At 50.6% G+C, this 14473-nt stretch carries 15 protein-coding genes; 8 read left to right on the top strand and 7 right to left on the bottom strand.

What is annotated here, in order from left to right:
• The first annotated feature begins 45 nt into the window (after positions 1-45).
• From NZM01_03245 to NZM01_03260, 4 genes are read left to right on the top strand one after another with little or no spacing between them, the layout of a single operon-like run.
• Positions 46-501: a hypothetical protein gene (locus NZM01_03245; protein ID MCS6959044.1), complete on the top strand. Its 456-nt coding sequence runs from the start codon at positions 46-48 to the stop codon at positions 499-501.
• Positions 419-1585, top strand: a complete 1167-nt coding sequence (locus NZM01_03250; GenBank protein MCS6959045.1) for an aminotransferase class I/II-fold pyridoxal phosphate-dependent enzyme — start codon at positions 419-421, stop codon at positions 1583-1585. The genes NZM01_03245 and NZM01_03250 overlap by 83 nt, the downstream gene beginning before the upstream one ends.
• A 52-nt stretch (positions 1586-1637) precedes the next feature.
• A complete protein-coding gene (locus NZM01_03255) occupies positions 1638-2006 on the top strand; it encodes a hypothetical protein (GenBank protein ID MCS6959046.1) in 369 nt (122 codons plus the stop codon).
• 39 nt (positions 2007-2045) lie between these two features.
• Positions 2046-2549 (top strand): hypothetical protein, encoded by a 504-nt coding sequence (locus NZM01_03260; protein MCS6959047.1) that lies wholly within the window; start codon positions 2046-2048, stop codon positions 2547-2549.
• Here the strand turns inward: NZM01_03260 and NZM01_03265 are convergent.
• Genes NZM01_03265 through aroH form a run of 4 tightly spaced genes read right to left on the bottom strand, consistent with a single transcriptional unit; the run spans position 2546 to position 7190 of the window.
• A complete protein-coding gene (locus NZM01_03265) occupies positions 2546-3757 on the bottom strand; it encodes a cytosine deaminase (GenBank protein ID MCS6959048.1) in 1212 nt (403 codons plus the stop codon). The two genes, NZM01_03260 and NZM01_03265, sit on opposite strands and share 4 nt — an antisense overlap.
• A complete protein-coding gene (locus NZM01_03270; GenBank protein MCS6959049.1) occupies positions 3757-4437 on the bottom strand; it encodes a Crp/Fnr family transcriptional regulator in 681 nt (226 codons plus the stop codon). Before NZM01_03270 ends, NZM01_03265 begins: the two co-directional genes overlap by 1 nt.
• A gap of 8 nt (positions 4438-4445) precedes the next feature.
• The gene (locus NZM01_03275; GenBank protein ID MCS6959050.1) at positions 4446-6776 is read right to left on the bottom strand and encodes a transglutaminaseTgpA domain-containing protein; all 2331 of its coding nucleotides are present in this window, start codon (positions 6774-6776) and stop codon (positions 4446-4448) included.
• Positions 6777-6782: 6 nt separating this feature from the next.
• Positions 6783-7190, bottom strand: a complete 408-nt coding sequence (gene aroH / locus NZM01_03280; GenBank protein MCS6959051.1) for a chorismate mutase — start codon at positions 7188-7190, stop codon at positions 6783-6785.
• A gap of 61 nt (positions 7191-7251) precedes the next feature.
• Here aroH and NZM01_03285 point away from each other — a divergent pair, with 61 nt between their 5' ends.
• The 4 genes from NZM01_03285 (at position 7252) to cdaA (ending at position 11098) form a co-directional block, all read left to right on the top strand.
• Positions 7252-7644, top strand: a complete 393-nt coding sequence (locus NZM01_03285) for a hypothetical protein (GenBank protein MCS6959052.1) — start codon at positions 7252-7254, stop codon at positions 7642-7644.
• A 10-nt stretch (positions 7645-7654) separates the two neighbouring features.
• Complete coding sequence (locus NZM01_03290) at positions 7655-8797, top strand: NAD(P)/FAD-dependent oxidoreductase (protein ID MCS6959053.1); 1143 nt, start codon at positions 7655-7657, stop codon at positions 8795-8797.
• 91 nt (positions 8798-8888) lie between these two features.
• A complete protein-coding gene (lysA, locus tag NZM01_03295; protein MCS6959054.1) occupies positions 8889-10217 on the top strand; it encodes a diaminopimelate decarboxylase in 1329 nt (442 codons plus the stop codon).
• Between the two features lie 8 nt (positions 10218-10225).
• Positions 10226-11098 carry a diadenylate cyclase CdaA gene (gene cdaA / locus NZM01_03300; protein MCS6959055.1) on the top strand — a complete coding sequence of 291 codons (873 nt, stop codon included), beginning with the start codon at positions 10226-10228 and terminating at the stop codon, positions 11096-11098.
• On the opposite strand, the gene NZM01_03305 is transcribed toward cdaA, so the two are convergent.
• Genes NZM01_03305 through murC form a run of 3 tightly spaced genes read right to left on the bottom strand, consistent with a single transcriptional unit; the run spans position 11076 to position 14453 of the window.
• The gene (locus NZM01_03305; protein ID MCS6959056.1) at positions 11076-12209 is read right to left on the bottom strand and encodes a glycosyltransferase family 4 protein; all 1134 of its coding nucleotides are present in this window, start codon (positions 12207-12209) and stop codon (positions 11076-11078) included. The genes cdaA and NZM01_03305 overlap by 23 nt on opposite strands.
• A 1-nt stretch (position 12210) precedes the next feature.
• Positions 12211-13074: a UDP-N-acetylmuramate dehydrogenase gene (gene murB, locus NZM01_03310; protein ID MCS6959057.1), complete on the bottom strand. Its 864-nt coding sequence runs from the start codon at positions 13072-13074 to the stop codon at positions 12211-12213.
• Positions 13074-14453, bottom strand: coding sequence for a UDP-N-acetylmuramate--L-alanine ligase (murC, locus tag NZM01_03315; GenBank protein MCS6959058.1), 1380 nt, complete (start codon positions 14451-14453; stop codon positions 13074-13076). The genes murB and murC overlap by 1 nt, the downstream gene beginning before the upstream one ends.
• Positions 14454-14473 lie beyond the last annotated feature (20 nt).

The following is a 14473-nucleotide window of genomic DNA, read 5'->3' on the forward strand; positions in this document are numbered from 1 at the left end:
TCGACTGCGCAGGCTAAAATGCCTTCAGTTTTCGGCTCTCTTGTTATGCGTCTGCTCTCCCTCTTGCTGTTTGTCATTATGGTCATCAGTATTGTGTCCTGTGGCGAAACTAGAGTCTCCCAGTGCAACCGCCTCAACCAAGTGGTAAATAAAATCAGTGCTCTGCCTGCTCCCAAGGATGGACAGGGGTGGATTCAGTTAGCCAGCCAGATGGAAGCGATCGGGGCGGAACTCCGCGGACTAAAGCTGCAAGACCCTGTACTGGTGGACGGACAACAGAAGTTGGTGGCATTGACTACAGAAGCCGCTCGATCGGCAGCGGAACTAGGACGCGCTATCCAGACGCAAAATAACTCCGCCCGCAACCAAGCCATCGCTAAAATAGAACAGTTACGCCAAAAAGAAGCACCGATCGTCAATGCCATCAATCAACATTGCAGTAGCCAAGCGCGCACAACTTACCCAAGAATCGCAAATTCGCGAAGCCTCTCGATATTGTGACCAATTTGGTGCGATCAATTTAGCCCAAGGCTTGCCGGACTTTCCTGCCCCTGAAATGCTCAAGCAGGCAGCAGTGCAAGCTATCTTAGCTGACCACAATCAATACTGTGATCCCTGGGGTTTAGCAGATTTACGCCAAGCAATCGCCCAGAAAATGCTCAGAGAACAGCATATAGGGGTTGACCCCGATCGGGAAGTGACAGTCTGCTGTGGCGCAACGGAAGGGTTGAATTTAGCCTTGCTAAGTCTGATTGATCCAGGCGATCGGGTGTTGTTATTTGAACCGTTTTATGAAAACTATCTACCCAATTTGATTACCTGTGGCGGCATACCTGAGTTTGTATTACTGCAACCACCCCATTGGCAGATTGATGAGACAATTTTGCAACAGGTCTTCAGCAAAGGTATCAAAGCAGTAATTCTCAACACTCCTGCCAATCCCACGGGTAAAGTATGGCGCTATGAGGAATTGGAACTCCTGGCGCGCTATTGCCTAGCATACGACGTTTATGTGATTACTGATGAGATTTATGAGTACATCATCTACGACGGCAAACATATTTCCATGATCACTGTGCCAGGCATGCGGGAACGGACAATCCTCGTCGGTGGTTTTTCCAAGACTTTTTGCGTCACAGGTTGGCGGCTCGGTTACACAATCGCTTGTCCAGCTCTTACCGCTGCTATGCGCAAACTCCATGACTTCTTGACTATCTGCGCTCCTTCTCCCCTCCAGGTAGCTGCTCTAACCGCTATGCAATTTGGCTCTGATTATTTTGTCCATCTGGGCAAAGAATACCAACACAAACGGGATTTGCTTTTCCCTGCTCTCACAGAGGTTGGCTTAAGACCCTTCCTACCCCAGGGGGCTTATTATATTTGGGCGGATGCCACTGCTATTGCTCCTGATGGTGAGAAGGCTGCCCGCTATCTGGCAGAATATGCCCGTATTGCTGCTGTGCCTGGGAAGTGCTTTTCTAACCCCGATCGGTCGGTAGTTCCCTACATTCGTTTCTGCTTTGCTAAAAAAGACAGTACCTTAGTAACTGCTGTCCAGAATCTTCTACAGTTAAAAAACAAATGAACCGATCGAGGGGTTGTCAAGTCTATAACCCTTGTAAGGGGAGGGCTATTTTATGCAGCTAAAGACATGGTTGTTGGTATTGGCTCTAACAAATCTACTCCCTGTCTTAGCCCAGGGGAAAAACGTCGACTACAACAACAAGACCATTACTTATCAAGGCACTCTGCAACGACAGAATAACACCACTATCAAGCAGGGCACAGTCACCAATCCCCAGGGACAAGTTGGCAACTACGATCGACAACGCACTTGTACTAACGACACTTGCACTGGTACAAACACATTCCAAACCCCCAGAGGCTACATCCGCAAAAAAGATTACACTATTACTTGTCAAGGTGATCAATGTCAGAAAAACAGCCAGATCAATAACAGCAGAACCGATCGGATGAGAGCCAGGCAAGTCACTATTAGCCGTTAATGCTATACTGCTATAACCTACGACCAATCAGGGGACTCCATGGCGAACGACAAAATTTTGGAAGGGATTACCAGTCTGCTGGAATCAGTGGCGACTATCAAGACTGATTTAGCAGGGGTAAAAGCCGAACTGACAGAGGTCAAACAGGACTTGGCAGGGGTAAAAGCCGAACTGACAGAGGTCAAACAGGACTTGGCAGGGGTAAAAGCCGAACTGACAGAGGTCAAGCAGGATTTGGCAGGGGTAAAAGCCGAACTGACAGAGGTCAAGCAGGATTTGGCAGGGGTAAAAGCCGAACTGACAGAGGTCAAGCAGGACTTTGCTACGTTCAAGGTAGAGGTTAACACCAGGCTTGATCATCTCGATCGGGAAGTAGCAACTCTCAGACAAGACTTTCGCGAATTGCGGATCAGCATGGATGCCTACCAAAAAGCAACGGATAGGGTTAATGGACTAGTGACAACGATCGTGGCGGGGGCTTCCGCTGTAGTTATTCTTTCGCCCCTCAGCCGTCTGGTAGTTCGCTCCCTGGGGTTAGATTAAGTGTCGATCCGTTTACCGTTTCTGAGCACCTGACGATCCTGGGGGGGGAAGGAGAGTAACTCAGTATAAGTGCGACTAGCAAACAGCAACAAATCAGCGGGGCTGCCAGGGGCAATTAAGCCAGGTTCTATACCCATGATGCGGGCGGGGGTAGTCGTGATACAGGGCAGCCAGTAGTGATAGGGATTGTCCAGGTGTCCAATCAGAGTAGCAATAGCAAAAATTTGCAACAGGTCATGGTCACCGAGGGGATAGAAGGCATCACGGCAATTGTCGTGGGCAATAGCAACAGGAATCCCTGCCTGGTCTAGTTCGTGAATCAGGGTGATGCCCCGCCAACGCGGAGTACACTTGGGTTGACGGTCCTGCAAATAGAGATTACAGGTAGGTAAAGAAATAATGTTGATGCCCGCAGCAGCGACCAAGCCGATCGTTTCTCTAACTGTCTCTTCCGCCTGCAGAGCAAGACTGCAACAATGACCACAGCTAACAGGATAAGGAAATTTATGCCTAAGCACCGCCTCTGCTACTGCTTTTAGACATTGAGAATGGGGATCATTCGTTTCATCTACATGAAAATCCAAAGCTAGCTGTCTGTCCTTGGCTAAACTAAAAACCCGATCGAGCTGGGCTACCAAATCAGGATGGGGGTATGCCACTCCTCCTAAAATACCGCCCATCTTGGCAAAAGTGTTGGCAACTTCTTCCCCATACTCACCCATAAATAAATCCAGACTGATGAGGGAAACAGCTTGTAATGTTATGCGACTGCTCCACTCCCTCTGTAACTCTTGGAATACTGCTACTGAAATCTGCAACTGACCAGGTGGTACGTCTAAATGAGTCCGAATAGCACGGGTACCATGGCGGTAACTACGGTCTAGGGCAAATTCCATGCGCTGATAGAGGTCAGAAGCTGTCCAATTTTTACGGTCCCCTTCCAAAGCTGCCAATGCCCCTGTAAATGTACCATCAGGATTAGGTGCCCGCTCCCCCGTGTGCGCCTTATCTAAATGGGTGTGACAGTCGACTAAACAGGGCAAGACTAGACCGCCTCCTAAATCCCAGCCCTCTGTCCCAGGTTCCACTGTATGGGCAGGTACAACTGCCACAATCCGATCGTTTTCTATGGCAATATCTACTAACCCCTCATAGCGCTCTCCCAGGAAAGGGGGGGGAACCTGGGCACGCCGCAACCACATAGGCATCAGTGACTAAACAACTGGGCAAGCTGACGGGGATTATGGACAATCATAAGGTTGCTGTCCCGATCGCTATGCAGCCAATGTTTTTCCTGCATTTTTTCCAGGACACGGTTGGTTTCCTCTAGGCCACAATGGGCAAGGTCAGCGAGGTCTTGGGGAGCAAGGTAAGGAATACTCACCCCTTCCCCTGTGTCCGAACCGTAACTTTCAGCTAGGTCTGCCAGTAAATAGGCAAGGCGAGACAAGCAAGTTTCCCGCTGTAGTTGTTGCAATTTGTACAGTTTGCGTAGACGTTGCATCGATCGTTGAAAAAAGCGATGATTAAGCTGGGGGTCTTTGAAGAGAAGTTGGAGAAACCTTTGGGCAGGAATTTCTAGCACCTCGACAGCAGTGATAGCTACCACTTCCGTATCCCGTAAACTCTCATCTAGGATAGCCATTTCTCCAAAGAAATCCCCTTGCCCTATAACTGCTAGGGTGTAGGTTTTGTCTCCCCGCCGCTCCTGCCACTTCACCCAACCCTTGATGAGTAGATAAGCCGCATTGCCCCACTCCTCAGTCTCTACAATTGTTCCCCCCCTAGCCACCTGCTTTTCTGCCGCTACTGATAAAAGCCACTCGATCGTCTCTAACTCTGCCGTTTCCGCCAGGGGAAATATCTCACCAAACCTGTCTGCGTCCATGACAGCAACTACACCTTACCTTGAGTATAGGACATTCTGCGCCAGTTCAGTTTCCGCAACCTCTGGAGCAGGGCTTGCATTTCCCTCCAGGAGCAGGGAGTACGGTTACCATAGCGCCAATCTTGGTAAATGTTTGTGATCTGCCACACCAAATCCGCCAGATCAGCTGGTAAATGTTCACTCAGGAGCTGGGCATATTCTTGGGGGGTACTGGCAGGGGGTTTGGGCATGCCCGTAGCCCGTATCATCAGCTGATAAGTCCGTTCCACAGGATGGAGGAGAGACAAGCGCAATTTATCCCACCACCACAGGCAGAATTGCCAAATACCCCACCCCACCAACGCCAGTAGGAACAGCACTGCCACCCCGACAAATATGCCTAACCAGCCTAGGCTGACTAACCAAGCCACTAGCCACCCGAAGAATTTACCCATCTGATTAAAGACAACTGCCAGAAACCCCACTAGGGGGGACGGTAAAAAGCCTGCCACCCATTGCCAAAAACTTTTGAGGGCACTGAAGGTCTGGTCTTCTTCCACGGAAGGGGGCAACAGAGGCTGCCCCGGCACAGGATTAAATGCCAACCAACCATAGCCAGGGAAAAAGACCTCCCCCATTGCCATGGCATCGCTGTTCATCACCTCGTAGTAACCTGTGAAAGGATTAAATCTACCTGGTGCAAACCCCACCATGTAGCGGGCAGGCAGTCCTAGAGAGCGCAGTAATAGTACATAGGTAGAGACAAATTGTGCCCCATTTCCCTCTCTCTGGGTAAGGAACTGCTCCACTAAATCCTGAGCAGGGTCTAGGTTTTGCTCTGTGAGGTCAGCAAGGCGATAATTTTGCTTGAGGTACTGGGCTAGGTAAAGAGCAGCATCGTAAGCATTATCAATGTTCAGAGGTTCCCCACTGACAACACTGGCGGCTTCCCTGAGCAGCTTCTCCCCTAGGGTTTGCAACTGGGGCTGTAATGACGACGGTACCTGGAGGTAAACCTTGCCAATAGAGTCGGGGTATCTGACGCGCACTTTTCGCAAGCGGTCTTGTTCCCTTCTGGCAACTTGGGAAATTACGGTATAGATAGTCTCCTTGGGCAGGGGGGCAGGGGCACGAAAATTGCCATCGGGGTCAAATTCTATCTCATCACTGGGAAAGTACAGTTCTGTAGGCACAGCTGCGGCAGGGATCACATTGGGAAACGCATCAGTCACGATCGTGTAAGTTTGAATCACTTGACGGCTACGGGCAGGGATAACCAGGTTGGCAATATTAGTAGGCACATCAAAGCGATAACCTAGGGCATCCCGCTTAATCTTTTGCACATACTCCTGTCCGCTGCGGGAAATTTTCCAGCCTGTGCCTGTATAAAAGTCGTAGGCTAATACACGCCAGAATAACTCCGCTTGGGAGCGCACCCGCATCACCAACTCAGGGCGCACTAAAACTCCACGGGTAGCATCTAACTCTTCGCCAAACAGGGGCGGTAAACCCCTTCTCACCCTGCCTCTACCTGATCCCGCTTCCCCTGTTCCCTCACCACCGCCGCCACCGCTGCTCTCCCCATCACCTTGCATCTCCTGCTGGATTTGGGGTTGAATAATCCGCCCCGGCGGAGCTTGCCGCTGCACAATTTGGTCACTGACAGGGAATGTACGCACTTGATAACCAGGTAAGCGGGGCAACAGGAAAAACACCACTAAGCCTAACAGTAATACCAGACCCAGCAAAGTCACGATCGAGCCAGGGGAAATACCTAGTTGCTGGGGTCGCCAACTGTTACTGATTACACCCAGCCGCGAGCGCAAATCCAACACGAGAATGGGAATCACCAGGGCAGTAAAGGCAATAATCCACAGGCTAAAGGTCATAGTTTGACTCAGGGTAGCTGCCACTCCCAGCAGGATAAAGGCGATCACAATGGAATAACCCAAATCCTTGCGGCGGGGTAAGTCAAAGCTATGCAACACCTGTAGTTGGATCAGGAGCCGTGCCAACAGGATGCGAGTTTCATCGTTCCCCTGTACCAAGTCCGATAGGAAAACAAACAGTGCTGCTAGCATCCCCAAGGCAATGCCAATTTTTACAGGAATATTTTTCTGCCTACGGGCATACCACGCCCAGCTCGCTGCCATACCCCCCAGGGGAATTGCCCAGGTACTGTAATTCTTTTCTGCTAGTTGGTCAGTTGCCCCGATCGCTATGAACACCAACAGTTGCACTAACACCCTTAGGGGGATGGATTCTTCCGTTTCCCAGTTGGTCGGTTCGCGAGTCTCACCGAGCGGCGGTTCGCGAGTCTCACGGTTCAGCGAGTGTTCATGAGTTTTTGTAGTTGCCATAGTTGTTTACCCAAGCGGGGGGGGTGATTCTAAATCGGGGCGCAGTACCCTTGCCCTTCTGAGATAGACATGGTGAATTTGATGTTGCAACAAAGGGGTATAAACCTGCATCAGGACGCGGATACATTTTTCTAAGCCCCCCACCACTTCCATATGCTGCAGGTCCAGAAGAGGGACATTTTCCCAACCTAGGCGCATACGGGCAAAGCGGGCAGGAAAGGCAGCATCAATATCAGGGGTGACGGAAAACACAACGCTGACAATGTCGGTGGGATCAATGCCATTGGCAACCTCTATCGCTTCTATGAGTTCTAGGGTGGCTTGGGCGATCGCCTCGACTGTATTTTCTTCAATTGTTGTTGCTCCCCGTACTCCCCGTACCTGCCAACTCATCCCTCGCCGCCGTGGTTTCATCGTCCCAATATAGCAGAGAGTTTACATTTGTTACACTATTTAACGATTGCAATAGACTCCTATGGACATCTACACATTTTTTAGCCAGAGGGCAGGTTTGTGGCTGTCCCAGTCCACTGCCTATGATTTAGTAAGTAATAAATCCTACCACCATCGTACCCAAATTGAGGTGGAGTTAATTGCCCCTACGGAATTGCGGATGACGGTGGAAAAAAAAGTCAGTTTCCTCAAGGCCCGCCCTAAGGAAGAGGGGAGAACAGGGCATTTACTGTGGCAAGGGTGGGAAGGGGAGTACCAGGGAGAATTTATTATTTCAGGGGATAGCATTCTGACGATGCGGCTAGGGGAGCGGGAGGAGAAATTGTGGTTCCCCTTGCCTAATTTGTGTATGCGCACGGCAGCAGTGGGTCTCTACCACACGCAATTTTGGACTGAGGTACGCAAACTGCGCTAGATTTTTCCCTATGAAACCAATTGTCATTGTTGGGGGTGGGTTTGGCGGGCTTTATACAGCCCTCAGTTTGGCAAGACTGCCTATACAAGACTTGCCCCCCATAGTGCTGATTGACCGCAACGATCGGTTTTTGTTTACGCCCTTGCTCTACGAACTGCTGACAGGGGAGCTAGAGGAGTGGGAGATTGCCCCTCGCTTTCGGGACTTACTTGCTGACACCCCAATCGAGTTCAAGTTAGGTAACGTCACCCAGGTTGATGGGGAAGGTAAGTACATACAGATGGTGAGTGAGGGCATGATCACCCAGCTAGAGTACAGCTATTTAGTCTTGGCAGTGGGGGGAATTACACCCAATGTCCCCACGGGAGCGATCCCCTTTCGCACCTTGGCAGATTGTCATCGTTTAGAGGCACGCCTGCAGGAGTTGGAAAATACCAATCGGGAAAAAATCCGCGTGGTAATTGCTGGGGGGGGCACTAGTGGCGTGGAGTTAGCCTGTAAGTTAGCTGATCGCCTAGGGGAAAGGGGCAGAATTAGAATCGTCGATCGCAATGACTGTTTACTAGGACGCTCACCCCTGGTTAATCGGCGGTTTGCCCTACGGGAACTGGAGAAACGCTCGGTGTGGATTGACCTACGCACCTCTGTAGTAGCAGTAAAGGAAGAGAGTGTCACTTTGCAGGTCAACGGGCAGGTGGCAGATTTGCCCACAGATATAGTGCTGTGGACAGTAGGGACAGCCGTACCCAGTTGGTTGACGGAGTTGCCAATTGCTACAGCCAACAAAATTGCCGTTAATGCCTATCTCCAGTGCCTCGGCTATCCCGAAATATTTGCCCTAGGAGATATTAGCCAGTTTACTCCTCCCCTCCCTGCTACAGCCCAAGTGGCAATTCAACAAGCCCAATACTGTGCCTGGAATATTTTTAATACTCTGCAGGGCTACCCACTACTCCCCTTTACCTACGTGCCCCTGGGGGAGATGGTCAGTTTAGGCACCGATCGGGCAGCAGTGGCTTTGTTCAATCGCTTTCCCCTTAACGGCAATCTGGGCTACTGGCTACGCCGCCTGGTCTACATTGGGCGGATGCCCACTCTCAGCCACCAGTTACGCATTTTGGTGCATTACCTCAGTACGGCAGCAAACCGCTAGGTAATATCAGGGCAGACTCAAAGAGCTAGGGGTGTCTACGTCTAGCCCAAATTTACTTCATAATGGTAAGGAGTTCCCTTGCCTGCTGTCTATGACCCTCTCACCTAACCAACAACTCCTACCCCTTACTGCTAAAGTTAACAGCCAATACCAATTGACGATCGGGGGGTGTGCTGTCCCCCAACTGGTGCAGGAATTTGGTTCTCCCCTCTACATCCTGGACGAGGTGACTGTCCGTACAGCCTGCCAACAGTATCGGGAAGCCTTCAGACAATATTACCCCGCTGACCACCTAGTTTTGTATGCCTCTAAAGCCTGGAGTTGCTTAGCCTTGTGTGCCCTGGTTGCCTCTGAGGGCTTGGGCATAGACGTAGTTTCGGGGGGAGAGTTATACACAGCTCTGCAAGCAGGGGTTGACCCCCGCACTATCTATCTGCACGGCAACAATAAATCAGCCCAGGAGATTGCTGAAGCCATTGCCGCTGGTTGCACGATCGTTCTGGACAACTGGCATGACATTAAAATCAGTGAAAAAATTGCCAAGGAGCGCCAAACTCGCCCTAGGGTAATGGTACGGGTGACCCCAGGGATTGACTGTCATACCCACGCCTACATCCGCACAGGACAACGGGACAGCAAGTTTGGTTTTGACCTAGAAGAATTGCCCCAGGTATTTGCCCATTTGCAAGCCAGTCTCCTAGAGTGTGTAGGACTCCATGCCCACAATGGTTCGCAGATTTTCTCCCTCGACCATCCCCACGACCTGCCGCGGATTTTGTTAAACTATTACCAATTAGCACGCACTGAATTTGGCTTCCAATTTACTGAATTAAATGTTGGTGGGGGTTTAGGGATTCGCTACACGGAACAGGATGACCCTCCCCCTATTACCGATTGGGTGAAGGCGGTAGCAACAGGTGTAATTTCTACCTGTAGGGAGTTAAATTTGCCCCTCCCCAAACTATTGTGTGAGCCTGGGCGCTCGATCGTGGGTCCCGCCTGTGTAACTGCCTATACCGTGGGCAGCAGCAAGGTCATTCCAGGGGTGAGAACCTACGTTGCTGTTGATGGGGGCATGTCGGACAATCCCCGCCCGATTACGTACCAGGCCCAATACTGCGCTGTTGTTGCTAATCGCATGGGTTCCCCCCTAAGTCAAGCCGTTACAATTGCGGGCAAGCACTGTGAATCGGGGGATGTGTTGATTCAAGACATTACCCTACCGGCGCTAGAAGCAGGGGATATTTTAGTAGTTTTGGCAACGGGGGCTTACAACTACAGCATGGCTTCCAATTACAATCGCTTACCCCGTTTAGCAGCTGTCCTAGTCAATGGTGGCAGGGCAGAATTGATCCTTAGACGGGAGACCTATGCCGATCTCCTCCGCCAGGACTGTCTACCTACTCGGTTGCGTATCTGAGGCAATGAATGCAAAAGTTGCCGACTTGGCTACCCCTGGTCATCGATATAACGGCAGTCTTTCTCCTCAGTTGGGGGCTGCTGAGTTTGAGCAACGATCGGCGCACGGTTTTGTTAGCACGGGGGTACATCTTTCTGGTGGTGGTAACTTTACTGCTACGGCAAATCATCAATTGGGGGAATGTAGAGCGTTTGCCTATGCTCACCCTTGTCCTCAACAGTTTATTAACCGGTATTTCTGTTGCTTTGGCAGTAATGTTTCAAACAGAAATTCGGCGCTTTCTAGAAAATTTGGGGGAGGGAAATTGGCGTTATTTTTTGCCCCAGGACCGCCAAGCCCGTGCTGGTTCCCGATCGGTTGCTGTCATCGATGAAATTATTGAAGCAGTGCGGGAACTATCACAAAATCGCACAGGGGCGTTACTAGTGGTAGAAACAGGGGAACCAATTGGGGAAAAGGACATCCACGAACCAGGGGTAAAAATTGATGCCCAGCTTTCCAAGGAGTTGTTACAAACTATCTTTCAAACCAGTACCTTGTTACATGACGGGGCAGTAATTATTCGGGGGGACAAAATTGTGGCAGCGGGAGTAATTTTACCCCTATCCGAGCGCAAAGCCTCGCGGGAAATTGGCACCAGACATCGCGCCGCTATGGGGATTACGGAACGCATCCCTGAATGCTTTTGTATTGTGGTGTCGGAAGAAACTGGCTCGATCGGGTTTGCTGAGGGAGGGAAGCTAGAGCGCCCCATTTCTAGTAGTAATTTACGGGAAATTTTAGAGGCTAAATTAGAGGTTAATACCAACATCACCATGACCCGACGGGTACGGCGTTTTCAGTTCCTATGGCATAAAATTAAACAACACTATCGGGAATAGCGCCGGCGCTTTCTAACAAATCAGCGTAGATAGTTGCGGTCTGTTGCAACATCTTTTCTAAAGTAAAATTTTCCCTATAGTAAGCCTGGGCTGCCTGTCCCATAGTCTGTCTGAGTTGGGGGTCAGAGATGAGTTTTGCCAAGGCAACCGTTAACCCGGAAATTGACCGCGGGGGTACCAGCATGCCAATTTGAGCCGAGGGGATTTGTTCGGGAGTACCGCCGACCTTAGTTGCCACGATCGGTTTTGCCAGAGCCATTGCCTCTAAAATTGCCAGACTAAAAGCTTCCTGGAGGGAAGGCAGAACAAAAATGTCCACCAGGGCTAGGAAATTTTCAGAGCGATCGATGTAACCCAAAAAGTTGACTTTGCTATGTAGATGGCGGTTAGTAACTTGCTTTTCTAACTCATGCCGCTGTTTTCCCTCTCCAGCAATCACTAGACGCAGGTTATTATATTGGCGGACTAATTGGCAAAAAGCTTCCAGGAGGTAAGTAATCCCTTTCTCAGGTGTTAAGCGGGCTAAAGTACCAATCACAATCTCCCCCTCCCCTAACGCCAATTTTTGCCTAAGTGCTTGGCAACTATTCTCTGAAATCGATGGCAGACAAACACCATTGTAAATGACTGTGAGCTTGTGCCGCTTGAGACCATATCCTAGGAGGATATTCCCTTCCCCGCGACAGACAGCGATCACCCGATCGGCACCCCAATTTGCCAGTTGACTGCCTAACCAATAGCTCCAGTTTTTGCCAGCACCATGATAGCCATGGACAGTAAAAACGATCGGTATTTGTGGTAGAAATAGTTTTACTGCCAACATCAACTCAGGGGCAGCATGGACATGGATTAAATCAATTTTAGTCTGTTTATGAATAGCCTGGAGATGTTGGTATAGTTGGCAAATACCCTGGGCAAAATTAAAATCCCAGCGGGGAAAGTGATAGGGCAAGATGTCCAAAGCGGTAAATTGGTGGGCAGTGGAACCAGGGGGAGCAAGCAGAGACACACGATAAAATTGGCGGAAATACACAGCTAGGGAGAGAGTATGCTTTTCCGTCCCCCCCTGCTCCAAGTAAGGTAGTACGTACAACAAATGCCGCCGTGACAAACTAATAGCTAAAATCCCCGATCATCTTTACCTCTGGTTGCAATAAAATTGACCACTGCTCCCACACCTTAAGCTTAATTGTCTCCATTAGTTCATAAATCTCCCGTGCCTTTGCTCCCCCTAAGTTCAAAATAAAATTGGCATGGAGTTCTGACACCTGGGCCTGCCCTAGTTGATAACCCTTTAACCCACAGCGATCGATTAACCAACCAGCAGCGTAGTTAGGCGGATTGCGAAATACACTGCCGCAACTGGGGAGATGATAGGGTTGGGTGCGATGGCGATGTTCATAATTCTGTCTTGTCCGCGCCAATACCGACTGTGGGTCATGTCCTGGCTGTAACTGTAGCACCACCTCTGTCACAATAGCATTGCCCCCCTGCAGCACGGAATGACGATAACTATATTGCAAATCCTCCCTAGCCAACCATTGCCGTTGACCAGCAGTAGTCCACACTTCTACCCCCACTACACAGTCCGCAGCACACCCCCCCTGCGCCCCCGCATTCATTACTGCCATACCCCCAGCCGTCCCTGGAATCCCTACCGCCCACTCCAAGCCTGCCCAGCCCCGCTTTGCCAACTGCCAAGCCAATTTGGGCAGAGGTTCTCCTGCCCCCACATAGACCCTGTCTGCCGTCCACCTGACACCCCGCAGATACTTGGTACAGATGACCAAACCAGGAATACCCCGATCGCTGACTAACAAATTGCTGCCCGCCCCCAAAAAAGTCAAGGGTAAACCCTGCCCCCGCTCCAAGATTGCCTGTAGTTCCAAGACCGATCGCGGTAGAGCCAAAAATTCCGCTGCCCCTCCCACCCGCCAAGAGGTAAAGTTACTCAGGGGTACACCTGTCTGCCACATTACACCCTTGCTCCTGCCCGTGCCATTGCTTCCAAGGTGGGCGTAATGATTTGATTCAAGTTACCCGCTCCTAGGAACAGCGCCAAATCCCCTGGGGACAGACATTTCAGCAAAAAAGCTTGCACATCACTCAAACGGGGTTGATAGGAAACGCAGGGATGCATCTTTGCCACTGCCGCTGCCACATCCGCCCCAGAAATATTAAAAGTGTTACTCTCCCCTGCACCGTAGATGTCCGTGATTACCACCCGATCGGCATCCGCAAACGCCTGGGCAAATTCCTGTAGTAGGGCTTGGGTACGGCTATAGCGGTGGGGCTGAAAGATAGCCACAATTTGGTGTTGTCTATGTAATTTTGCCGAAGTGAGGGTCGCCCGAATTTCGCTGGGGTGATGGGCATAGTCATCGATGAAGGTAATGCCATTGTAGCTCCCTTTCCATTCAAACCGCCGTTTTGCCCCTGCAAATAGTGGTAGAGCAGCAGTGATTACCTGCCAACTTACTCCCAGATGCCGTGCTACAGCAATCGCTGCCAAGGTATTCAACAAATTATGCTTACCCAAAATCCGCAATTGAATTATCCCTTGGGGTTGACCCCGTTCCCATACCTCTGCTAAGGTGCCCTCTGCCCTGTAGTGAATTTGCCGCGCTGTGTAATCCGCTGCTTGTTCTAACCCATAGGTAATAGTTGCTGGCAAATGCGCCCGCACATTGTGGCAGTCCACGCAGGCAACCAAGGTTTCACACTGCCGTCCAAAGTGCTGAAAAGTAGCAATCACTTGTTCCAAACTGCTGTAGTGGTCGGGATGGTCTAGTTCAATGTTCGTTACTACCCCAATTTGGGGAGCAAACCTGACCAGGGAACCGTCTGACTCATCTGCCTCTGCTACAAGGTACTGACTTTGCCCCAGTCTGGCATTCCCCTCCCAAGTGTCCACCTCACCACCGACTACGATCGTGGGGTCTAAACCCGCCTGCAGCAATAGGAAACCAATTAAACTGCTCGTCGTAGTTTTACCATGGGTTCCTGCCACCGCAATGCTGTGGGACTGTGCCATCAACGCTGCCAACACATCCGATCGGTGTAACACAGGCAGGTTATGGGTTAGGGCTGTTTGCAATTCAACATTGTGGGGATGAATAGCACTAGAACAGACAACTTGGGGTTGGGCTGCAACATTGATATTCTGCAACTCATGTCCTTGGAAGATACGCACACCTAGTTGTTCCAGTTGCCGCGTGATGCGATTAGGGGCAATATCTGAGCCAGTGACTGTCAGACCCTTTTTTGCCAGAATGTGCGCAATTCCCGACATTCCAATCCCGCCAATACCGATAAAGTGGAAGGGCCTCCCGCTGAAGTCAACTGGTTTCAGCAGCTCGTGAGTCTCGCCGAACG

Source organism: Pseudanabaenaceae cyanobacterium SKYG29 (genome assembly GCA_025055675.1).
In the GTDB taxonomy this organism is placed as follows: domain Bacteria; phylum Cyanobacteriota; class Cyanobacteriia; order Pseudanabaenales; family Pseudanabaenaceae; genus M5B4.

Excerpts from the sequence above, each read along its gene's own strand:
- NZM01_03250 (MCS6959045.1), top strand. The coding sequence starts at position 419 with ATGCCATCAATCAACATTGCAGTAGCCAAGCGCGCACAACTTACCCAA.
- NZM01_03255 (MCS6959046.1), top strand. The coding sequence starts at position 1,638 with ATGCAGCTAAAGACATGGTTGTTGGTATTGGCTCTAACAAATCTACTC.
- NZM01_03275 (MCS6959050.1), bottom strand. The coding sequence starts at position 6,776 with ATGGCAACTACAAAAACTCATGAACACTCGCTGAACCGTGAGACTCGC.
- NZM01_03265 (MCS6959048.1), bottom strand. The coding sequence starts at position 3,757 with ATGCCTATGTGGTTGCGGCGTGCCCAGGTTCCCCCCCCTTTCCTGGGA.
- NZM01_03260 (MCS6959047.1), top strand. The coding sequence starts at position 2,046 with ATGGCGAACGACAAAATTTTGGAAGGGATTACCAGTCTGCTGGAATCA.
- NZM01_03290 (MCS6959053.1), top strand. The coding sequence starts at position 7,655 with ATGAAACCAATTGTCATTGTTGGGGGTGGGTTTGGCGGGCTTTATACA.
- NZM01_03245 (MCS6959044.1), top strand. The coding sequence starts at position 46 with ATGCGTCTGCTCTCCCTCTTGCTGTTTGTCATTATGGTCATCAGTATT.
- NZM01_03270 (MCS6959049.1), bottom strand. The coding sequence starts at position 4,437 with ATGGACGCAGACAGGTTTGGTGAGATATTTCCCCTGGCGGAAACGGCA.
- aroH (MCS6959051.1), bottom strand. The coding sequence starts at position 7,190 with ATGAAACCACGGCGGCGAGGGATGAGTTGGCAGGTACGGGGAGTACGG.
- NZM01_03285 (MCS6959052.1), top strand. The coding sequence starts at position 7,252 with ATGGACATCTACACATTTTTTAGCCAGAGGGCAGGTTTGTGGCTGTCC.
- cdaA (MCS6959055.1), top strand. The coding sequence starts at position 10,226 with ATGCAAAAGTTGCCGACTTGGCTACCCCTGGTCATCGATATAACGGCA.
- lysA (MCS6959054.1), top strand. The coding sequence starts at position 8,889 with ATGACCCTCTCACCTAACCAACAACTCCTACCCCTTACTGCTAAAGTT.
- murB (MCS6959057.1), bottom strand. The coding sequence starts at position 13,074 with ATGTGGCAGACAGGTGTACCCCTGAGTAACTTTACCTCTTGGCGGGTG.